At 61.1% G+C, this 22,543-nt stretch carries 14 protein-coding genes; 7 read left to right on the forward strand and 7 right to left on the reverse strand.

What is annotated here, in order from left to right; all coding sequences use genetic code 11:
• Positions 1-88: 88 nt before the first annotated feature.
• Positions 89-3,577 carry a chromosome segregation protein SMC gene (gene smc, locus AB4N47_RS14280; protein ID WP_460154260.1) on the reverse strand — a complete coding sequence of 1,163 codons (3,489 nt, stop codon included), beginning with the start codon at positions 3,575-3,577 and terminating at the stop codon, positions 89-91.
• A gap of 2 nt (positions 3,578-3,579) precedes the next feature.
• Positions 3,580-4,239, reverse strand: a complete 660-nt coding sequence (locus AB4N47_RS14285) for a GntR family transcriptional regulator (protein ID WP_341637991.1) — start codon at positions 4,237-4,239, stop codon at positions 3,580-3,582.
• 268 nt (positions 4,240-4,507) lie between these two features.
• On the opposite strand from AB4N47_RS14285, the gene xdhA reads away from it, so the two are divergent.
• The 4 genes from xdhA to guaD all read left to right on the forward strand — a co-directional run bounded on the left by xdhA (position 4,508) and on the right by guaD (position 10,648).
• Positions 4,508-5,962 (forward strand): xanthine dehydrogenase small subunit, encoded by a 1,455-nt coding sequence (xdhA, locus tag AB4N47_RS14290; protein WP_341637992.1) that lies wholly within the window; start codon positions 4,508-4,510, stop codon positions 5,960-5,962.
• Entirely contained in the window at positions 5,955-8,354 is a 2,400-nt protein-coding gene (gene xdhB, locus AB4N47_RS14295; RefSeq protein ID WP_341637993.1) for a xanthine dehydrogenase molybdopterin binding subunit, read from the forward strand. The genes xdhA and xdhB overlap by 8 nt, the downstream gene beginning before the upstream one ends.
• A gap of 118 nt (positions 8,355-8,472) precedes the next feature.
• Positions 8,473-9,330 carry a xanthine dehydrogenase accessory protein XdhC gene (xdhC, locus tag AB4N47_RS14300; RefSeq protein WP_341637994.1) on the forward strand — a complete coding sequence of 286 codons (858 nt, stop codon included), beginning with the start codon at positions 8,473-8,475 and terminating at the stop codon, positions 9,328-9,330.
• Between the two features lie 13 nt (positions 9,331-9,343).
• Complete coding sequence (gene guaD / locus AB4N47_RS14305) at positions 9,344-10,648, forward strand: guanine deaminase (protein WP_129999188.1); 1,305 nt, start codon at positions 9,344-9,346, stop codon at positions 10,646-10,648.
• A gap of 250 nt (positions 10,649-10,898) precedes the next feature.
• Here the strand turns inward: guaD and AB4N47_RS14310 are convergent, their stop codons facing one another.
• Entirely contained in the window at positions 10,899-11,663 is a 765-nt protein-coding gene (locus AB4N47_RS14310) for a GntR family transcriptional regulator (protein WP_007918375.1), read from the reverse strand.
• Positions 11,664-12,022: 359 nt separating this feature from the next.
• On the opposite strand from AB4N47_RS14310, the gene AB4N47_RS14315 reads away from it, so the two are divergent.
• The gene (locus AB4N47_RS14315; protein ID WP_341637995.1) at positions 12,023-13,213 is read left to right on the forward strand and encodes a benzoate/H(+) symporter BenE family transporter; all 1,191 of its coding nucleotides are present in this window, start codon (positions 12,023-12,025) and stop codon (positions 13,211-13,213) included.
• 163 nt (positions 13,214-13,376) lie between these two features.
• On the opposite strand, the gene AB4N47_RS14320 is transcribed toward AB4N47_RS14315, so the two are convergent.
• A complete protein-coding gene (locus AB4N47_RS14320) occupies positions 13,377-13,721 on the reverse strand; it encodes a YggL family protein (protein ID WP_016773843.1) in 345 nt (114 codons plus the stop codon).
• A 234-nt stretch (positions 13,722-13,955) separates the two neighbouring features.
• Between AB4N47_RS14320 and dacB the strand changes: the two genes are divergently transcribed.
• Positions 13,956-15,416 (forward strand): D-alanyl-D-alanine carboxypeptidase/D-alanyl-D-alanine endopeptidase, encoded by a 1,461-nt coding sequence (gene dacB / locus AB4N47_RS14325; RefSeq protein WP_341637996.1) that lies wholly within the window; start codon positions 13,956-13,958, stop codon positions 15,414-15,416.
• 159 nt (positions 15,417-15,575) lie between these two features.
• On the opposite strand, the gene AB4N47_RS14330 is transcribed toward dacB, so the two are convergent.
• Positions 15,576-17,960 carry a sensor domain-containing diguanylate cyclase gene (locus AB4N47_RS14330; RefSeq protein WP_341637997.1) on the reverse strand — a complete coding sequence of 795 codons (2,385 nt, stop codon included), beginning with the start codon at positions 17,958-17,960 and terminating at the stop codon, positions 15,576-15,578.
• Positions 17,961-18,104: 144 nt separating this feature from the next.
• Positions 18,105-20,375: a bifunctional 23S rRNA (guanine(2069)-N(7))-methyltransferase RlmK/23S rRNA (guanine(2445)-N(2))-methyltransferase RlmL gene (gene rlmKL, locus AB4N47_RS14335; RefSeq protein WP_122750994.1), complete on the reverse strand. Its 2,271-nt coding sequence runs from the start codon at positions 20,373-20,375 to the stop codon at positions 18,105-18,107.
• A gap of 530 nt (positions 20,376-20,905) precedes the next feature.
• Between rlmKL and rmf the strand changes: the two genes are divergently transcribed.
• A complete protein-coding gene (gene rmf / locus AB4N47_RS14340) occupies positions 20,906-21,121 on the forward strand; it encodes a ribosome modulation factor (protein WP_003223300.1) in 216 nt (71 codons plus the stop codon).
• A gap of 299 nt (positions 21,122-21,420) precedes the next feature.
• Here rmf and AB4N47_RS14345 read toward each other — a convergent pair whose 3' ends face one another.
• Positions 21,421-22,440: a quinone-dependent dihydroorotate dehydrogenase gene (locus tag AB4N47_RS14345; RefSeq protein ID WP_341637998.1), complete on the reverse strand. Its 1,020-nt coding sequence runs from the start codon at positions 22,438-22,440 to the stop codon at positions 21,421-21,423.
• Positions 22,441-22,543: the final 103 nt, after the last annotated feature.

Here is a 22,543-nt window from a genome sequence, read left to right on the forward strand (position 1 = left end):
GGCTTGCGCGAATATGTCGATTGGCCATCCAGCCGGTGTCAGTAAAAAGTCCTACAGACCTCCAAAACTATTCCGACGTCACACCGACTCAGGCGTCCACCATCGCCATCGCCTCCTCGACATCCACCGCCACCAGTCGCGAACAGCCCGGTTCATGCATCGTCACACCCATCAACTGCTCGGCCATTTCCATGGCGATCTTGTTGTGGGTGATGTAGATGAACTGCACGGTCTGCGACATCTCTTTGACCAAGCGTGCGTAGCGTCCAACGTTAGCGTCATCCAGCGGCGCGTCAACCTCATCGAGCATGCAGAACGGCGCCGGATTCAACTTGAAGATGGCAAAAACCAGGGCCAGTGCAGTCAGGGCTTTTTCGCCGCCGGAGAGCAAATGGATGGTGCTGTTCTTCTTCCCGGGCGGCTGCGCCATGATCGTCACCCCTGTATCGAGTAGATCTTCGCCCGTCAGTTCCAAATACGCGCGCCCGCCACCGAAAACTTTCGGGAAAAGTGCCTGCAAACCACCGTTGATCTGATCAAAGGTATCTTTGAAACGGTTGCGGGTTTCCTTATCGATTTTGCGGATGACGTTTTCCAGGGTCTCCAGCGCCTCGACCAGATCGGCGTCCTGCGCATCCAGATAACGTTTACGCTCCGATTGTTGCGTGTATTCATCGATGGCCGCGAGGTTGATCGCACCCAGGCGCTGAATTCGCGCGTTGATGCGTTCGAGTTCTTCTTCGGCCTCGCGTTCACTGGCTTGTGCGGTCAATGTGGTGAGCACGCCGTTGAGATCGTAGCCGTCCTCAAGCAATTGATCCTGCAACGCCTTGCGCCGTACGGTCAGCGCCTGCCATTCCATGCGTTGCTGTTCGAGCTGGCCGCGAATCAACTGCGATTGCTGCTCGGCCTGGGTGCGGCGTTTTTCCGCGTCGCGCAATTCACGATCGGCGTCTTCCAGGGCGATCTGCGCGGTCTTGAGTTCTTCATCGACGGTCATGCGCTTGTCGAGCAGTTCTTCGAGTTTCAGACGCAGCTCTTCCAGCGGCGCCTCACCCTCCTCCAGATTCAGACTCAACTGTTCGCGCTTTTCAGTCAGGCGCTCGGCCTGCATCTCCAGACGCTCCAGCGCCTGGCGCGTGGAGTCATGCTGGGCGCGCAACGAGCCGAGACGCACGGCCAGTTGATGGGCGTGATCCTTGTGCTGCCGGGCTTCCTGACGCACGCGATCAAGGCGCTCGCGCAGGCTGTCGCGCTGGGCCAGCAGCAACTCGCGCTGCTCGGTGTCGAGCGCCATGGCATCCAGCGCTTCCTGCAAATTCATGCGCGCTTCGCCGACCTGCTCGTGCTCAAGCTCGCGCTGTTCGGCGAGCTCGACCAGTTCTTCATCGAGACGGGTGCGGCGCAATGTCAGCTGTTCGGCTTTGGCCTTGCCGGCGGACAACTGCGCTTTCAGTTCGCCTTGCTGGCGCGCTTCGTCCTGCAGCAAGCGGCGCAAGTGTTCACGGCCGTTTTCCTGCTGGCGCTGTTGCGCGCGCAGGGTTTGCAGACGAGTTTCCATGGCCTCGACCGTGGCTTCGCGCTCTTCGCGCTCCAGTTGCAGGGCTTCGATTTCCTGGCCACGGGCGAGCATGCCGCTTTCCGCCTCGCTGGCGCGACGTACGCGTAAAAAGTGTCGACCGACCCAATAGCCGTCGCGGCTGATGAGGCTTTGCCCGGCGCTCAACTGGCCGCGCAACGCCAGCGCCTGCTCAAGGCTGTCGACCGGTTTGACCTGGCCGAGCCACGGCGACAGATCGATCTGCGCCTCGACTTTGTCCAGCAGACTGCCCGCCACCCGCACGCCATCGCTGGCCGGGCTGAGCAGGCGCAAATCGCCTTGAGTGAAACCGGATAAATCAAAACCGCTGAAATCGTCGACCAGCACCGCTTGCAGATCGGCACCGAGCACGGTTTCCACCGCCAGTTCCCAACCTGCCTCGACCTTCAGGCCTTCGGCCAGACGCGGACGCTCGGCGAGGTTGTGTTCCTTTAACCATTCGGCGGTGCCGGTGCCCGGATCGAGCGCGGCTTGCTGCAAGGCTTCCAGCGACGCCAGACGACCGTTGAGCCGCTGCAGATCGCCCTGCGCCTGCTGCTGTGCGGTCAACGCTTGCTGTAATTCCTGACGCAGTTGTTCAAGCTTTTCGACTTGCGCTTCTTCGCTGGTCTGTAGATCTTCGAGGGTCGCTTCGGACTCGGCGAGCTGCTCGTTGAGCGCCATGATCGCCGCGTCTTCCGGGTCGGCGGACAGCAACGCACGCTCTTCAGCGAGGCGCTTCTGTCGGTCAGCCAGACGCTCCATGCTGCTTTCCAGCTGCTGGATCCGCGACTGCTGGACTTCAGCCTGACGGCGTGGTTCGGCAGCGGTCAGGTTGAAAGCATCCCACTGCTCCTGCCAGCCGTGCATGGTGGTTTCGGCTTCTTCGAGGGCCGCTGCGGCTTCCTCGGCGGCGGCGCTGGTGACTTCCTGCTCGGGGGTGAGCATGTCCAGTTCTTCGCCGAGGGTCAGCAGCAACGTGCGGTCGTGGCCCAGGTGCGATTCGGTTTCCAGACGCGCGCGCTCGGCTTCTTTTAGATCGTCCTGCAACTGGCGTAACCGCTGCTGGCCATGCTGAATGCTCTGCTCGACCCGGGCGATGTCGCCGCCGACCGAATAGAAGCGTCCCTGCACCAGATTGAAGCGCTCGGACAGGTCGTGGTGACCGTCGCGCAGGCGTTCGATGGCCGCATCAGCGTTACGCTGTTCAGCGACCAGCGCTTCGAAGCTGACTTCCTGATTGCCGATGATCGACTCGCGCTGGCCGACCTGCTCGTTAAGATCCTGCCAGCGCAGGGCCGACAGTTGCGCCTTGAGCTGACGCTCTTCGGCCTTGAGTTCCTGATACTTTTTCGCCGCCTCGGCTTGACGGTGCAGACGTTCGAGCTGGCGCTCCAGCTCTTCGCGCAGGTCGGTGAGGCGGGCGAGGTTCTCGTGAGTGCGGCGGATACGGTTTTCAGTCTCGCGGCGACGCTCCTTGTACTTGGAGATGCCCGCCGCTTCTTCGATGAAGTTACGCAAGTCTTCGGGCTTGGATTCGATCAGCTTGGAGATCATCCCCTGTTCGATGATCGAGTAGCTGCGCGGGCCGAGGCCGGTGCCGAGGAAGATATCGGTGATGTCGCGTCGACGGCATTTGGTGCCGTTGAGGTAATAAGTGGTCTGGCTGTCGCGGGTGACTTTGCGGCGAATGGAAATTTCCGCGTAGGCAGCGTATTCGCCGAGCAGCGTGCCGTCGGAGTTGTCGAACACCAGTTCGATACTGGCCTGGCTCACCGGTTTACGGCTGGTCGAACCGTTGAAGATGACGTCGGTCATCGACTCGCCACGGAGGTTCTTCGCCGAACTTTCGCCCATCACCCAGCGCACGGCGTCGATGATGTTCGACTTGCCGCAACCGTTCGGCCCGACGACCGCCGCCATGTTACTGGGGAAGTTCACCGTGGTCGGGTCGACGAAGGATTTGAACCCCGCCAGTTTGATGCACTTCAGCCGCACGCTCAGGCAACCGTCAGCGCAGACACCACCAGATCGCAGCTGCGCTGGGCATACGCCGTGAGCACGATGCGGATCTGCGGCAAATCACGGGCAAGTACGGCGGCGAGCAAGCGTTCGAACAGTTCGAGGAATTCGCTCATTTCCGCCTTGCGCTGTTCGAGGGCGAGGAAATACGCGCGGCTCATCGCCGGCTGGAGGTTCTCGACGGTTTCTTGCAGGTACGGATTGTTGGCAAACGGATAGGCGGCGCGCATCACCGCAAAGCTGTCATCGACGAAGCTGCGGATATCGCCGCGTTCGTAATTGGCGGTCAGGCGCTGCTGGATCTGCACGAACGGCGCCATGTCCGACTGCACTTGCCAGCCATTGGCCACCGAATTGCCAAGCAGGATGTACAGCTCGCTCATCAGCGCGCACAGGCTCTGCACCTTGTGCGGCGTCAGCTCGGTAACGTGGGCGCCACGACGCGGCAGGATCGCGATCAGGTGACGGCGCTCGAGGATCAGCAAGGCTTCGCGGACCGAACCGCGGCTGACGTTGAGCGCCAGCGTGACCTTCTGTTCCTGGATGCGCTCTCCTGGCTTCATTTCGCCACGAATGATGCGTTCGGCGAGGTGGTGAGCGATTTGCTCGGCGAGGCTGTCCGGCGCCTTGAACGTCATGGTTGTCCTTCAAACTCTATCGATCTGCACAAGCGGCGCAGTGTAGCGCAAATGCACGGTCATGGCGGAGTGCCCACTCAGCGGTTTTTGGCACGAATCCCGCAAAAAAGCGCAGTGACCGATGAAGGTCAATACTGAATAGACACGCTGTTGATCGACGAAACGGATTTTCCTGACCTTTAAGTCAGAAAACCATTGACCGAAAAGTCAGACCTGCTAAATTCGGTTCACGTCGGTTAACAACAATAATGAGTCTGCGAGGCCTTCCGTGATCCAGTTTTTACTTAACCAGGAACTCCGTAGCGAGCACGCCCTGGACCCGAATCTGACTGTGCTCAATTACCTGCGTGAACACGTAGGCAAGCCCGGCACCAAAGAAGGTTGCGCCAGTGGCGACTGCGGCGCCTGCACCGTGGTGGTTGGGGAGTTGCAGACCGATGACAGCGGGCGTGAGCATATTCGCTATCGCAGCCTCAACTCGTGCCTGACTTTCGTTTCGTCATTGCACGGCAAGCAACTGATCAGCGTTGAAGACCTCAAGCACAAGGGCGAACTGCACAGCGTGCAGAAAGCCATGGTCGAGTGCCACGGTTCTCAGTGCGGCTTCTGCACCCCCGGTTTCGTCATGTCGTTGTTCGCCCTGCAAAAGAACAGCGACGCGCCGGATCAGGCCAAGGCTCACGAAGCGCTGGCCGGCAACCTCTGCCGCTGCACTGGCTACCGGCCGATTCTCGCCGCTGCCGAACAATCCTGCTGCGCCAAGCCAGCGGATCAGTTCGACGCCCGCGAAGCCGAAACCATTGCCCGCCTCAAGGCCATCGCGCCGACCGATATCGGCGAACTCAACAGCGGCGACAAGCGCTGCCTGGTGCCGCTGACCGTAGCCGATCTGGCCGACCTCTACGACGCTTATCCCCAAGCCCGCCTGCTCGCCGGCGGCACCGATCTGGCGCTGGAAGTCACCCAGTTCCACCGCACCCTGCCGGTGATGATCTACGTCGGCAACGTCGCCGAAATGAAGCGCATCGAAACCTTCGCCGACCGCATCGAGATCGGCGCCGCCACCGCCCTCTCCGACTGCTACGAAGCGTTGAATGCCGAGTACCCGGACTTCGGCGAACTGCTGCACCGCTTCGCCTCGTTGCAGATCCGCAATCAGGGCACCCTCGGCGGCAACATCGGCAACGCCTCGCCGATCGGTGACTCGCCACCGCTGCTGATCGCCCTCGGCGCGCAGATCGTGCTGTGCAAAGGCGAGACCCGCCGCACGCTGAACCTGGAAGATTACTTCATCGACTATCGCGTGACCGCGCGCCAGGAAAGCGAATTCATCGAGAAAATTATCGTTCCGCGTGCCAGCGCCGAGCAGTTGTTCCGCGCCTATAAAGTGTCGAAGCGTCTGGACGATGACATCTCCGCCGTCTGCGCTGCGTTCAATCTGCGCGTGGAAAACGGCGTGATCAGCGACGCTCGGGTGGCCTTCGGCGGCATGGCGGCGATTCCGAAACGCGCCGCGCACTGCGAAGCCGTGCTGCTTGGTCAGCCGTTCAATAACGCCGTGATCGAACGTGCGTGCGCCGCGCTGGCTGAAGACTTCACGCCACTCTCGGACTTCCGCGCCAGCAAGGAATATCGCCTGCTCAGCGCGCAGAACCTGCTGCGCAAATACTTCATCGAACTGCAAACACCGCACATCGAGACTCGGGTGACCGCTTATGTCTAACCATCACGCCGTAGAGAAGACCCAGGCTGAATTGGCCGAACTGTTCGCCAAGGATCTGACCACCGGTGTCGGCCGCAGCGTCAAGCACGACAGCGCCGCCAAGCATGTCTCCGGTGAAGCGCAGTACATCGATGATCGCCTGGAATTCCCCAACCAATTGCACCTGTATGCGCGCCTGTCGGACCGCGCCCACGCGAAAATCCTCAGCATCGACACGCAGCCGTGCTACGCCTTCGAAGGCGTGCGCATCGTCATCACCCACGAAGACGTGCCGGGCCTGAAAGACATCGGCCCGCTGATGCCGGGCGACCCGCTGCTGGCCATCGATGACGTGCAGTTCGTCGGCCAGCCAGTGCTGGCGGTAGCGGCGAAAGATCTGGAAACCGCGCGCAAAGCGGCGATGGCGGCGATCATCGAATACGAGGATCTGGAACCGGTGCTCGACGTCGTCGAAGCCCTGCGCAAGCGCCATTTCGTGCTCGACAGCCACACTCACCAGCGCGGCGATTCGGCTTCGGCACTGGCCACGGCGGAACACCGTATTCAGGGCACGCTGCACATCGGCGGTCAGGAGCACTTCTATCTGGAGACACAAATCTCCTCGGTGATGCCTACCGAAGATGGCGGAATGATCGTCTACTGCTCGACGCAGAACCCGACCGAAGTGCAGAAACTGGTCGCCGAAGTGCTCGACGTGTCGATGAACAAGATCGTCGTCGACATGCGCCGCATGGGCGGTGGTTTCGGTGGCAAGGAAACCCAGGCCGCGAGCCCGGCGTGCCTGTGCGCGGTGGTCGCGCACCTCACCGGCCAACCGACCAAGATGCGCCTGCCGCGTGTCGAAGACATGCTGATGACCGGCAAGCGCCACCCGTTCTACGTTGAATACGACGTCGGCTTCGACAGCAGCGGCCGTCTGCACGGGATCAACATGGAGCTGGCCGGCAACTGCGGCTGCTCGCCGGACCTGTCCGCCTCGATCGTTGACCGGGCGATGTTCCACTCGGACAACTCCTACTATCTCGGCGATGCCACCATCAACGGTCACCGTTGCAAGACCAACACCGCCTCGAACACTGCTTATCGCGGCTTCGGCGGCCCGCAAGGCATGGTCGCCATCGAGGAAGTGATGGACGCGATTGCCCGGCACCTGAAGCTCGACCCGCTGGCGGTGCGCAAGGCCAACTACTACGGCAAGACCGAGCGCAACGTCACCCACTACTACCAGACCGTCGAGCACAACATGCTCGAAGAGATGACCGCCGAACTGGAAGAAAGCAGCCAGTACGCCGAGCGCCGCGAAGCGATCCGTCGCTACAACGCCAACAGCCCGATCCTCAAAAAAGGCCTGGCGCTGACCCCGGTGAAATTCGGCATTTCCTTCACCGCGAGCTTCTTGAATCAGGCTGGTGCGCTGATCCACATCTACACCGACGGCAGCATCCACCTGAACCACGGCGGTACGGAAATGGGCCAGGGGCTGAATACCAAAGTCGCTCAGGTCGTGGCGGAAGTGTTCCAGGTCGAAATCGATCGTGTGCAGATCACCGCGACCAACACCGACAAAGTGCCGAATACATCGCCGACCGCTGCTTCCAGCGGCGCCGACCTGAACGGCAAAGCCGCGCAGAATGCAGCACAGACCATCAAGCAACGCTTGGTCGAATTCGCCGCGCGGCACTACAAAGTCAGCGAAGAAGACGTCGAATTCCGCAACGGCCACGTGCGGGTGCGCGAGCAGATTCTGACCTTCGAAGCGCTGATCCAACAGGCGTATTTCAATCAGGTCTCGCTGTCGAGCACTGGCTTCTACAAGACCCCGAAAATCTATTACGACCGCAGTCAGGCCCGTGGGCGTCCGTTCTATTACTTCGCTTTCGGTGCAGCCTGCTGCGAAGTGATCGTCGACACCCTGACCGGCGAGTACAAGATGCTGCGCACCGACATCCTGCACGACGTCGGCGCCTCGCTGAACCCGTCGATCGACATCGGTCAGGTCGAGGGCGGTTTCGTCCAGGGCATGGGCTGGCTGACCATGGAAGAGCTGGTCTGGAACAACAAGGGCAAGCTGATGACCAACGGCCCGGCCAGCTACAAGATCCCGGCGGTGGCGGACATGCCGCTGGATCTGCGGGTGAAACTGGTGGAAAACCGCAAGAACCCGGAAGACACGGTGTTCCATTCCAAAGCCGTCGGTGAACCGCCGTTCATGCTCGGCATCGCCGCGTGGTGCGCAATCAAGGACGCGGTGGCGAGCCTCGGCGATTATCAGCATCAGCCGAAGATCGATGCGCCGGCCACGCCGGAGCGGGTGTTGTGGGGCTGCGAGCAGATGCGCCAGCTCAAAGCGGTGAAGGCTGTCGAAGCTGAAACCGAGCTGGCTCCGCTCTAGGACCGAGGCGCGGCCATTCGCGAGCAGGCTCGCTCCCACATTTGGAATGCATTGCCAATGTGGGAGCGAGCCTGCTCGCGAAGAGGCCGGCACAGACAACGAAGATGTCGAGGTGAACATGTACAACTGGATCGACGCCCTCGCCGACCTGCAGAATCAGGGCGAACCCTGTGTGCTGGTGACGATCATCGAAGAACTTGGCTCGACGCCACGCAACGCCGGCTCGAAAATGGTCGTCAGTGCCGACCGCCTGTTCGACACCATTGGTGGCGGGCATCTGGAATTCAAAGCCATGCAGATCGCCCGCGAGATGCTCGCCAGCGGTAAGCAGGACACCCATTTGGAGCGTTTCAGCCTCGGCGCCAGTCTCGGCCAGTGCTGCGGTGGCGCTACGGTGTTGCTGTTCGAACCGATGGGTCAGGTGCAGGCGCAGATTGCCGTATTCGGTGCAGGCCACGTCGGTCGCGCCCTCGTGCCGCTGCTGGCCAGCCTGCCCTGCCGGGTGCGCTGGATCGATTCGCGCGAGGCCGAGTTTCCTGAACACATCCCCCACGGCGTGCGTAAAATCGTCAGCGAAGAGCCGGTGGACGAAGTCGATGATCTGCCCGCCGGCAGCTACTGCATCGTCATGACCCACAACCATCAGCTCGATCTGGAGCTGACCGCGGCGATTCTCAAGCGTAACGATTTCACTTGGTTCGGCCTGATCGGCTCGAAAACCAAACGCGCCAAATTCGAACACCGTCTGCGTGATCGTGGTTTCGACCCGAGCGTGGTGCAGCGCATGCGCTGCCCGATGGGCATCGGCGAAGTCAAAGGCAAATTGCCTGTGGAAATCGCCATCTCCATCGCCGGCGAAATCATCGCCACTTACAACGCCAACTTCGGCCAGCACAGCGCCCGCGCCGAACCGATTGCCCGACTGCTGCCCGCCTCGCGCCGCAGTCAGGCCGCCAAACTCAAAGTCTCAAACTGATTAGAGAACCCTCATGCCTCTGACTCGCAAAGCCTACCGCGCCGCCATCCTGCACAGCATCGCCGACCCTGCCGAAGTCGGCATCGAAGCCTCCTATGAATATTTCGAGGATGGCCTGCTGGTGATCGACGATAGCAAGATCAGTGCCCTCGGCCACGCCAGCGAACTGCTGCCAACCCTGCCGGCAGATATCGAGATCAACCATTATCAGGATGCGCTGATCACACCGGGCTTTATCGACACACACATTCACCTGCCGCAGACCGGCATGGTCGGCTCCTACGGCGAGCAACTGCTCGACTGGCTGAACACCTACACCTTTCCCTGCGAAAGCCAGTTTGGCGACAAGGCCCACGCCGACGAAGTGGCGGACATCTTTATCAAGGAACTGCTGCGCAACGGCACCACCACGGCGCTGGTGTTCGGCAGCGTGCACCCGCAATCGGTGAATTCGTTTTTCGAAGCGGCGGAAAAGCTAGATCTGCGCATGATCGCCGGCAAGGTGATGATGGACCGCAATGCCCCGGATTATCTGGTCGATACCGCCGAATCCAGCTACGTCGACAGCAAGGCGCTGATCGAGCGCTGGCACGGCAAGGGTCGCTTGCACTACGCGGTGACGCCGCGCTTCGCCCCCACCAGCACCCCGGAACAACTGACCCTGGCCGGGCAATTGCTGACGGAATACCCGGATCTGTACATGCAGACCCACATCAGCGAGAACCTCAAGGAAATCGAGTGGGTCAAGGAACTGTTCCCGGAGCGCAAGGGCTACCTCGACGTCTACGATCATTACCAGTTGCTCGGCGAACGCTCGGTATTCGCCCACGGCGTGCACCTTTGTGACGAAGAATGCGCGCGACTGGCGGAAACCGGCTCGGCGATCTCGTTCTGCCCGACCTCGAACCTGTTCCTCGGCAGCGGCCTGTTCAACCTGCCGATGGCCGAGAAGCACAAGCTCAATGTCGGCCTCGGCACCGACGTCGGCGGCGGTACCAGTTTCTCGCTGCTGCAAACCCTCAATGAAGCCTACAAGGTCATGCAACTGCAGGGCGCGCGGTTGAGCCCGTTCAAGTCGCTGTACCTGGCGACCCTCGGGGGTGCGCGGGCGCTGCGCCTGGAAGACAAGATCGGTAACCTGCAACCGGGCTCCGATGCCGACTTCCTGGTGCTGGATTACAACGCCACGCCGCTGCTGAGCTACCGCTTGAAGCAGTCCAATAACATTGCCGAGACGTTGTTTGTGCTGATGACGCTGGGCGATGACCGCACCGTGGCGCAGACGTATGCAGCGGGGGCGCTGGTGCATCAGCGCTAGGTTTTCCTGCACTGATCGTTCCCACGCTCTGCGTGGGAATGCAGCCCGTGACGCTCGGCGTCACTGGACGCGGAGCGTCCCTAGAGGCATTCCCACGCAGAGCGTGGGAACGATCATCCCCGGTGGTGTTTACCCCGGGGGATTTTTGTTGCCGGTCAGGTTGTCTTCGCGAGCAGGCTCGCTCCCACCTTTGAAATGCATTCCCCTGTGGGAGCGAGCCTGCTCGCGAAAGCCGCGACTCGGTTTCAGCTTAGAGCTTGGCCGCTGGACGCCCCGGCTTCTTGGTCTGCAACAAATGCGAGAACACCGCATGCAGATCATCCGACGCGCCTTCCTCGTCGAGGTTGAGCTTGCTGTCGATGTGATCCATGTGATGCATCATCAGGTTCACCGCCAGTTCGCCGTCGCGCTTTTCGATGGCGTCGATCAACTGGGTGTGTTCGTCGTACGAACAATGCGAGCGGTTGCCGCTTTCGTACTGGGCGATGATCAAAGAAGTCTGCGACACCAGGCTGCGCTGGAAGCTGATCAACGGTGCGTTCATCGCCGCTTCCGCCAGCTTCAGGTGGAATTCGCCCGACAGACGAATACCGGCACCACGATCGCCACGGGAGAAGCTGTCACGCTCGTCGTTGACCATCTGCCGCAGTTCGGCGATCTGCTCGGCAGTGGCGTGCTGAACCGCCAGTTCAGTGATCGCCCGCTCGACCAGACGCCGGGCGAGAAACACCTGACGCGCCTCTTCAACGCTCGGGCTGGCGACCACGGCGCCACGGTTCGGCCGCAACAGCACCACGCCTTCATGGGCCAGACGCGACAGCGCGCGGCGAATGATGGTGCGGCTGACCCCGAAGATTTCCCCCAGCGCTTCTTCGCTCAACTTGGTACCGGGCGCCAGACGCTGTTCGAGGATGGCCTCGAAGATATGCGCGTAGACAATATCGTCCTGGGTTCCGCTGCGGCCGGCTTTGCCTGCTCGCGGTTGTTTCTTGAGGGGTTGCAACTGTTCGTTCATGGGCACTCGAGTCGGGAAAACTGCGGCGAATAGACCGTGACTGTAATACGGCACAGTAGGTCGCTGGCAAGTATCGCGTAAAAAACAGCGCGATTGTACACAATGAATGGTGGCAACACGACTGTACGGCTGTTTGCGCCTGCGGCTGTATTGCAACGGTTTGTCAGGTTTGAGTTTAGGCTTGATCGCAGAATCCGCTGCATGACCGCAATCCTCCCGTGGGAGCGAGCCTGCTCGCGAAAGCCATTCCACATTCATTATGAATGTTGACTGACCTACCGCTTTCGCGAGCAGGCTCGCTCCCACAGAGGTGATGTGTTGTGGCGGACATCTCCATTGCTATAAGGAACACCGCCGTCATGACCGACGCTACCCACGCCCGCCTGCGCCCTCTTGCCGACACCTCGCCTTCCGCCATCGTCGCCGGTTTCATCGCGATGATGACCGGCTACACCAGTTCGCTGGTGCTGATGTTCCAGGCCGGGCAAGCCGCCGGCCTGAGCAGCGGGCAGATTTCCTCGTGGATCTGGGCGATTTCGATCGGCATGGCTGTGTGTTCGATCGGCCTGTCGCTGCGCTATCGCACACCGATCACCATCGCCTGGTCGACCCCCGGCGCGGCGTTGCTGATCACCAGCCTGGGCGGCGTCAGTTACGGCGAGGCGATCGGGGCCTACATCACGTGCGCGGTACTGGTAACGATCTGCGGCCTGACCGGCAGCTTCGAACGGCTGGTGAAAAAGATCCCGGCCTCTTTGGCGGCGGCCTTGCTGGCAGGGATCCTGTTCAAGATCGGCAGCGAAATCTTCGTCGCCGCGCAACACCGTACGGGGCTGGTGCTGGGGATGTTCTTCACTTATCTGCTGGTCAAGCGCCTGTCACCACGCTATGCGGTGCTCGCGGCGCTGCTGATCGGCACCGCGCTGTCGGGCTTCATGGGGCTGCTGGATTTCAGCGGCTTTCACCTGGAAGTGGCCACTCCGGTCTGGACCACGCCGCACTTCTCCCTGGCCGCTACCATCAGCATCGGCATTCCGCTGTTCGTGGTGGCGATGACCTCGCAGAACATGCCCGGCATCGCCGTGCTGCGTGCCGATGGCTATAACGTCCCGGCCTCGCCACTGATCACCACCACCGGCATTGCCTCACTGCTGCTGGCGCCGTTCGGCTCCCACGGCATCAACCTCGCAGCAATCAGCGCGGCAATCTGCACCGGGCCACACGCCCATGAAGATCGCAACAAGCGTTACACCGCAGCGGTCTGGTGCGGGGTGTTCTACGGGATTGCCGGGGTGTTCGGCGCGACGTTGGCGGCATTGTTTGCGGCGTTGCCGAAAGAACTGGTGCTGTCGATTGCCGCGCTGGCGCTGTTCGGCTCGATCATCAATGGCTTGAGCATCGCCATGAACGAGGTGAAGGAACGGGAAGCGGCGTTGATCACGTTTATGGTCACGGCGTCGGGGCTGACGTTGTTTTCCATTGGTTCGGCGTTCTGGGGGATTGTCGCGGGGGTTTTGACGCTGGTGATTTTGAACTGGAACAAGCGTTGACGGTATAAAAGCTTCGCGAGCAGGCTCGCTCCCACAGGTAAGTCGAGTCGCTCAGGTGAATCGTGTGGGAGCGAGCCTGCTCGCGAATGCGTCCTGCAGGACGACAACCCTGGCAGGCAGGCATAAAAAAACGGCGACCCTCAGGTCGCCGTTTTTTTCAGTATCACTTAGCCGCGTTGATCGGCTTTTCCGGATACCACACGTCCAGCAGCGGGCTGACTTCGTACTTGGTCAGCTCGGAGCGGTTTTTCAGCCAGGCTTCAACGGCAGCGCGCTGCTCTTCGTTGACCGAGCCACGCTTCTGCAGGCACACCAGACCGAAGTCGTCGCCGCCAACATAACCCAGACCGTTGGCTTCCATGGCTTCTTTGATGAATGCTTCGAGGAAAGCGTCAATGGCTTCTTCGGACAAGTCTTCTTTGAAGTCCAGGTTCAGTTCGAAACCCAGCTCTTGAAATTCATCAACGCACAGTTTTTTGCGCAGACGCTGGGAACGGTTAGTCGCCATTGGAACAATCCTCTTAAGTAATAACGGCCGGCACTTTACCAGTTTAAGCCGGCGATTGCCCGACTCTCTGGTCGCTGCGGCCGACCGCCTGTAAAAAAATAAGCGATTGGCCGGGCCTGACACGGCACAAGCTGTTACAGCTTGGGGCATAATGCCGACACTTTCATGACCACTGAGGGCCTTTTCATCCATGTCCTCGTCTTTTTTCCCCTCTTTTGCAGGGTTTTATTGCATATGATCAAATCGTTGCGTCCACTGTTTCTCGCCGGCCTTCTTCTGCCCCTGGCCCTGCCTGTCTCCGCTGCCACCATCAACACTTCCCTCACCCCGAACGTCGAAAAAGCCCTCAAGGCCAGCAAGTTGCAGCCCACTGCGCTGTCGCTGGTGATGGTGCCGCTCGACGGTCCGGGCACGCCGACCGTGTTCAACGCCGACGTCTCGGTCAATCCGGCCTCGACAATGAAACTGGTCACCACTTACGCGGCGCTGGAAATGCTCGGCCCCAACCATCAGTGGAAAACCGAGTTCTACACCGACGGCGACCTGAACGGCGGCATTCTCAACGGCAACCTCTACCTCAAGGGTGGCGGTGACCCGAAGCTGAACATGGAAAAACTCTGGTTGCTGATGCGTGACCTGCGCGCCAACGGCGTGACCCAGATCACCGGCGACCTGATCCTCGACCGCAACTTCTTCGTGCAGCCGCAATTGCCGGAATTCAACGATGACGGCAACGACGACAACAAGCCGTTCCTGGTCAAACCCGACTCATTGCTGGTCAACCTCAAGGCCCTGCGCTTTGTTGCGCGCAATGACGGTGGCCGCGTACTGATTTCGGTTGAGCCGCCGATTGCCAGCATCCGCATCGAAAACACCGTCAAGGCGCTGCCGTCCAAGCAATGCACCGGCGGCGTGCGCTACAACCCGGTGCCGCAAGCCGATGGCAGCGTGACCGTAACCGTCGGCGGCCAGTTGGGCGAAGGCTGCAGCTCGCAGACTTACCTGTCGCTGCTCGACCACGCGACCTACACCGCCGGCGCCGTCCGCGCGATCTGGAAGGAACTGGGTGGCAGCATCCAGGGCAAGGATCGTCTGGCACCGACGCCGAGCAGCGCCAAACTGCTCGCCCGCGCGTACTCGCCAGATCTGGCCGAGATCATCCGCGACATCAACAAATACAGTAACAACACCATGGCCCAGCAGCTGTTCCTCAGCCTTGGCCAGCGTTTCCGCAACGATGCCGACGGTGATGACGCCCGGGCTGCGCAGCGCGTGGTGCGGCAGTGGCTGGCGAAGAAAGGCATCACCGCGCCGCATCTGGTGATGGAAAACGGCTCTGGTCTGTCGCGGGCCGAGCGGGTCAGCGCGCGTGAGATGGCCAACATGCTGCAGGCCGCCTGGCATAGCCCGTACGCCGCCGAGTACATCAGCTCGCTGCCGATTGCCGGCACCGACGGCACCATGCGCAAACGTCTGAAAACCACGGCGATGCGCGGCGAAGCCCACGTCAAGACCGGTACCCTGAACACCGTGCGCGCGATTGCCGGTTTCAGCCGTGATGTGAATGGCAATACCTGGGCGGTGGTAGCGATCCTCAACGACAAGGCCCCGTTCGGCGCCTCGTCGGTGCTCGATCAGGTGCTGCTGGATCTGTACAAACAGCCGAAACTGCCGCAGACCGCTTCGGTGCTGTAGGCGCAGCAGATGCAATTGTGGGAGCGAGCCTGCTCGCGAAGGCGTCGGTTCAGTCAGCATGTTCAGTGACTGTCACACCGCTTTCGCGAGCAAGCTCGCTCCCACAGAAAATCAGCGCCAGGTCCCCTCTGCCCCACAGGGTCAGGTGTCAGGTTCGAATCAGCTCATCTCCCGCTCAACCCGATCCCGGCCATTCTGCTTCGCCGCGTAAACCCCTGAGTCAGCGCGCAGCAACAGCGCATCTGCGCCCTCCCCCGGGCGCCAGCTGGCGATGCCGAAACTCGCGGTGACCAAGCCGACCACGTCTACCGGCGCGCTGCGCAAACCTTCCCACAACTCCATCGCCAGCATATAGGCGTGTTCGCCGTCGATGTCCGGGCACAGCACCATGAACTCTTCACCGCCCAAACGGCAGAACACGTCGGTGCGGCGCAGGCGATGGCCGATCCGCTCGCAGACTGCCTGCAGCACGCGGTCGCCGACGGCGTGGCCGAACTGATCGTTGATGCGTTTGAAGTGGTCGATGTCGAGCATGATCACCGACAGCTCACCGCCGCCACGCTCGACCCGGGCCATTTCGGTAGTCAGGCGTTCCTGAAAATAGCGGCGGTTGTGAATGCCGGTCAGCGAGTCGGTGATCGACAACGCGCGCAATTCTTCTTCCACGCGCTTGAGATCGGAGATATCCGAGATATAACCGTGCCACAGCACCCCGCCGCCCGGCAGCTCTTCCGGTGTCGCCTCGCCGCGCACCCAGCGCAGACCGCGCTCGGGCAATTGCACGCGGTACTCTTCGCGCCAGGGGCTGAGATTTTCCGCCGATTCGCGGATCGAGCTGCGCACGCGAATCGCATCCTGCGAGTGGATACGACTGAAGATCGCCTCGGAGTCGAGCAGCAGCACATCCGGCTCCAGCTCGTAGATTTCGCGGATGCCATCGCTGGCGTAGATCACGCTGAAGCGTCCGTCGAATTCCATCTTGAATTGGTAGATGCCACCGGGAACATGGGCGCTGAGCTTCTTCAGCAATGTGTCGCGTGCTGCCAGCACTTCGTGCACGCGTTTGCGCTCGGTGATGTCGATGCAGATCGCCAGATGACCGACCCACAGGCCTTGCTCGTCAAGCACCGGGGTGGCGAGCATGTTCACCGGCAGATGACTGCCGTCGCTGCGCACCAGCGTCCACTCGCGTGCCTCGTGGCCGCCGACTTCGCCGCCCTCGACCAGCATCGCGTGGCAAGTCGGAATGCTTTTGCCGTAGCGCGCACTCAACTCGGCCGAACGCGCCGCCAGTTCCCGTGGCAAATGCAGGTTCTCCAGGGTCATGCGCCCAACGACTTCGGCGCTGCTGTAGCCGAGCATTTGCTCGGCGCCGGGGTTGAAGGTGTTGATCACCCCGCGCAGGTCGGTGGCAATGATCGCGACCTGAGTGGCGGCATTCAGAACGCCGCGCAGTTGACCGTGGGTGCCGCGCAATTCCTGCTCGCGCTCGTGCAACTCCTGGGTGCGCACCTCGACCAGGCGCACCGCGCGCTGGCGCTGGCTGACCAGCACATAAAGCAAGGCGCTGAGCAATGCGCTGAGCAAGCCGCCCAGAATGATCACGCTGCCCACCGACGAATGGTTGGCCTGCATGAACGCTTCGCTCGGCAGGATATCGACCTGATAGTCGTGATCGGCCATGCGCAGCAAGCGCGTCGCTGCCAGATCGCCGGGCACCGCCTCGTTGCTCGATTCGAACAGCGCTTCGTGCTGATCCTGGGTCGACAGGTCGAGAATGCGCACCGACAGGTAATCGTGCAGGGCATCGGGCAGTCCGTCGGCGAGCAACTGGCGCATGCTGATCACCGCCATCACATAGCCGAACGGCTGCGACTCTCCAGCGCGACTGACCGGCGCCAGCAGCAGCACACCACGCGCGTACGACGGCTCGATCCCGACCAGATGCATAGGTTGCGACACCGCCATGCTGCCGAGCTGGTCGGCGCGTTGCAGGGTTTCGCGGCGCAAGGGTTGGGCGAGCAAGTCGTAGCCCAGCGGTGGCGCCAGTCGGCTTTGGGTTTGCGTGTAGAGCACCGGCACGTATTCGTCGCGCGGCGCCGCCAGTTGCAATTCGCCTTTGGCGTCCAGTTCGCGAATGGTGAACTCGCTCAGGCCCTCATCACGCACCTGCTGTTCGAACGCGGTCCGTTCGGCACCGCTGACTCGCGGCGCGTAGGTATAGGCTTGGGTGCGCAGCAATAAGGGTCGAGAGTAACCATCGAACTCAGCGCGGGACACCGATTCGGAGTTGGCGAAGAACCGCCGCAGGCCATCGAGACGTTGCTCCTGGTCCTGAAAACGTTCGGCGATGCGGCTGTAGCGTTCATTGGCCAGCAGTTGGAAACGCTGACGCGATTGTTGCTGAAACTGATTGAAGGTGCCCCACGCGAGCAGCCCGGTGAGAATTCCGCCGGCAAGCAACACCAGCAAAGCGACCAGCCAGGCTGAAACGTCTTCGCTGATGAAACCGAGGATTTTCGGGCGCACGGGGTGCAACGGCATAAGCACGACTCACTCCGCCAGATTCACGGGAAAACCCCATTGGCGGTGTGTGAGTTATAGCTATTAGCCACTAATTTAGCCAGCACCGCTGGGTCCACCGAGCCGTTAAAAATCAAGGCTCTGTGGATCCAACCAGTGAAAGCGTCAACGAGCCGTGATTTTCCAGGCGCGGTGGATCTTGGTATTGCGGGCGAAATCCGGATCAATGGTCTGCGCGCTGATTTCCTCGACCGCATAACGCTCGGCGAGGTTTTCCTCCAACTGGAACTTGCGGAAGTTGTTGGAGAAATACAGCACGCCACCCGGTGCCAGCCGCGCCATCGCCAAGTCGATCAACTGCACCTGATCGCGCTGCACATCGAAGATGCCTTCCATGCGCTTGGAGTTGGAGAACGTCGGCGGGTCGATGAAGATCAGGTCGTACTCGTCGCGGCTGCTTTCCAGCCACGCCATCACATCGCCCTGCTCCAGACGGTTCTTGTCCGAGAAGCCGTTCAGCGACAGGTTGCGCCGCGCCCAGTCCAGATAGGTTTTCGACAGATCGACGCTGGTGGTGCTGCGCGCGCCGCCCTTGGCCGCGTGCACGCTGGCGGTCGCGGTGTAGCAGAACAGATTGAGGAAGCGTTTGCCGGCCGCTTCTTTCTGGATACGCATGCGCATCGGCCGGTGATCGAGGAACAGGCCGGTGTCGAGGTAGTCGGTGAGGTTGACCAGCAACTTCACCCCGCCTTCATTGACCTCGACAAACTTGCCCTGCGCCGCCTGACGCTCGTACTGCTTGGTGCCGCTCTGCCGCTCGCGGCGCTTGACCACCACGCGGTTCTTGTCGACGTTCAACGCCTGCGGAATGGCCGCCAGCGCATCGAACATGCGCGCCGAGGCTTTTTCCGGGTCGATGGATTTCGGCGCGGCGTATTCCTGAACGTGTACCCAGTCGTGGTACAGGTCGATGGCCATCGCGTATTCCGGCATGTCGGCATCATAGACGCGGTAGCAATCGATGCCTTCGCGCTTGACCCACTTGCCCATCGCCTTGAGATTTTTCTGCAAGCGATTGGCAAACATCTGCCCGCCTTCACTCAGGCGCGGCTGCTCGACCACTGGCGCCGGGGCTGGCGTCGGCTTGATCGGGTTGCCGTTCTTGTTGAACTTGCGCTCTTGCGGCTCGTCCGGGGTCTGATCGTAAGCCGCTTGCTCGCGCTCGGCCTGACGCTGTTCCGGAGTGCGACGTTCGCCAGTGACGAACTGATCGGGCAGAACCTTGATCAGCAGCAGTTTGCACGGCAGCGCGCCGTTCCAGAACGAATACTGCTTATGGCTGCGGATACCCATGCGCTTGCCCAGATCCGGGGCGCCGGTGAACACCGCCGCTTCCCAGTTCAGGCAGGCCTGACGCAGACGCTCGCCCAGATTCTGGTAGAGATACAGCAGGCTGGCTTCGTCACCGAGACGCTCGCCGTACGGCGGGTTGCAGATGACCAGACCTTTCTGGTTCTGATCCGGGCGCGGCTCGAAGGTCGCCACTTCGCCCTGGTAGATCTTGATCCACTCGCTGAGGCCGGCACGTTCAACGTTGTTGCGGCCTGGCTGAATCAATCGTGGATCGGCTTCGTAACCGCGAATCCACAGCGGCGGTTTGGCCAGACCGGCGGCGGCACGCTCGACGGCTTCTTCATGGAGTTTTTTCCACAGTGCCGGCACGTGACCGAGCCACGCGGTAAAGCCCCACTGCTCGCGACGCAGGTTCGGCGCCATGTCGGCGGCAATCATCCCGGCTTCGACGAGGAACGTACCGACACCGCACATCGGGTCAGCCAGTGCGCCACCTTCGGCGGCAATGCGCGGCCAGCCGGAACGGATGAGGATGGCGGCGGCGAGGTTTTCCTTCAGCGGCGCCGCGCCCTGCTGCAAGCGATAGCCGCGCTGGTGCAGGCTGTGGCCGGACAGGTCGAGGGACAGAATCGCTTCGCCGCGATCCAGACGCAGGTGAATGCGCAGGTCCGGGTTGAGTTTGTCGATGGATGGACGATCGCCCTGCGGCGTGCGCAGTTTGTCGACGATGGCGTCTTTGACTTTCAGCGCGCCGAAGTGGGTGTTGTCGATGCCCGAACCGTGGCCGCTGAATTCGACGGCCAGGGTGCCGTCGCTGAGCATGTGATCCTGCCAGTCAATGTCGAGCACGCCGTGATAGAGGTCTTCGGCGTCCTTCATCGGGAAACGCTTGAGCACCAGCAACACGCGGTTGGCCAGACGCGACCAGAGGCACAGGCGATAGGCGGTTTCCATGGTCGCCATGCCACGCACGGCGGAGGTGTGCTCGCGCGCTTCTTCAAGGCCAAGCCCGACGGCTTCCTCGATGAGCAGGCCTTCAAGGCCTTTGGGGCAAGTGAGGAAGAGTTCGAAACGATCGGACATGGTAATTCCAGAGCCTTTGGCTAGTGGGCCGGCAACGCATTGCCGACCCGGTTTTCAATCAGGCGCTTTTCTGAAAGAGCGCCCGCGTGGCACGAAGGTGTGCCGTTCCATCCCCGCTGCTCGGGTTAAAAGAGCTTAGATGCCGGGACAGATAAAAAAGTTGGTGCAACAAAAAGACTGAAAGCGACCCTTCGTCGAATATTACCCAAGCGCAAACGTGGGTCATTCTCACTAAAGGATTAACCCCCTGAGTCAGCGGGGCGCCGATCATACCGGGGTTTGCGCATTGAACGTTGAATAAATACGCGGTTACTTATCGCCATAGCATCCTTTACGTTACGTGCTTATGACAAAACGATCATTCCCTCGGTGTGACTCATTGGTTAGAACTGAGCACAGGTTGACGTCGCAACGGCGTCAACACCTTGGCTCGCCACGCCGGCAGCGAGCCGCACGATGGCAGGTTTTTTCTGCCAGACCTCAATTGAGGTCAACGCGACACTACAGTCAACAAGTGAGGGAAACACCCTATGAGAAGACTTAAGCGTGATCCGTTGGAAAGAGCATTTTTGCGCGGATATCAATATGGCGTTGGTGGCAAATCCCGTGAGCTTTGCCCATTTACTCTACCGTCGGTACGTCAAGCCTGGATCAACGGCTGGCGAGAAGGACGCGGCGACAACTGGGACGGTATGACCGGCACTGCGGGAATCCACAGACTCAACGAACTTCACGCCGTCGGCTGACACAGGGCATTTATTCCGACACGACAATCTGAATTTGCAATGAATTAACCACGCACGTCCTTCCCGGACGGCGGGCTACGGCCCAGGGGCTCCTTCGAGGAGCCCTTTTTAATGCCTGCAAAAAGGGTTAACCGGGTTCCACGTGGCGAGGGGATTTATCCCCGCTCGGCTGCGCAGCAGTCGCGAAATCGGGATTTCAATTTAACTGGCATATCAATGTGCAAGGTTTGGGGCTGCTGGGCAGCCCAGCGGGGATAAATCCCCTCGCCACAAAGGCTCCCACAAGGCCTCCGCAATTCTCAGCGCAACGCGGCGATCGCATCCACCGATTCACGAATCAGCGCCGGGCCTTTGTAGATGAAGCCCGAATAGATCTGCACCAGGCTTGCACCGGCCGTGATCTTCTCCGCCGCGTGCTTGCCTTCGGTAATGCCGCCAGCGGCAATGATCGGCAAACGCCCAGCCAACTCGCCCGCCAGTACTTTCACGGTATGGGTGCTCTTCTCACGCACTGGCGCGCCGGACAGACCGCCCGCCTCGTCGCCATGTTCCATGCCTTCGACGCCGACACGGCTCAAAGTCGTATTGGTGGCGATGACCGCGTCCATGCCGGTTTCGATCAATGCCTGGGCAACCTGCGCAGTCTCTTCGTCGGTCATGTCCGGCGCGATCTTGATCGCCAGCGGCACATGCTTGCCGTGACGCAGGGCCAGTTCGGCGCGACGCGTGGCCAGATCCGCGAGTAATTGCTTGAGCGAGTCACCGAACTGCAGGCTGCGCAGGCCCGGGGTGTTTGGCGAGCTGACGTTGACGGTGACGTAACTGGCGTGGGCGTAAACCTTGTCCAGGCAGATCAGGTAATCGTCGACCGCACGCTCGACCGGGGTATCGAAGTTCTTGCCGATGTTGATGCCCAGCACGCCTTTGTATTTCGCCGCAGCGACCCGCGCCAGCAGGTTATCGACACCGAGGTTGTTGAAGCCCATGCGGTTGATGATCGCCTCGGCTTCCGGCAGGCGGAAGATCCGTGGTTTCGGGTTACCCGGTTGTGGGCGCGGGGTCACGGTGCCGATTTCGACAAAACCGAAACCCAGTTGCGCAAAGCCGTCGATGGCCGCGCCGTTCTTGTCCAGACCTGCCGCCAGCCCCACCGGGTTCGGGAATTCCAGCCCCATGACGGTCACCGGCATTTTCGCCGGCGCCTTGCACAGCAAGCCGTTGAGGCCCAAACGTCCACCCGCGCCGATCAGATCCAGCGACAGATCGTGGGAGGTTTCCGGGGAAAGTTTGAACAACAGCTGACGGGCCAGGGTGTACATGGGCGGCAATGACTCGGGCGGCGAAAAGAGGCGGCGATTATAGCCGGGCATCGTCCCCCGGCGCGAGGCGCCTGCGCGAATCAGGCGACTGGCATATGCCTTG

The sequence above is a fragment of the Pseudomonas sp. S3_G06 genome (genome assembly GCF_054667565.1).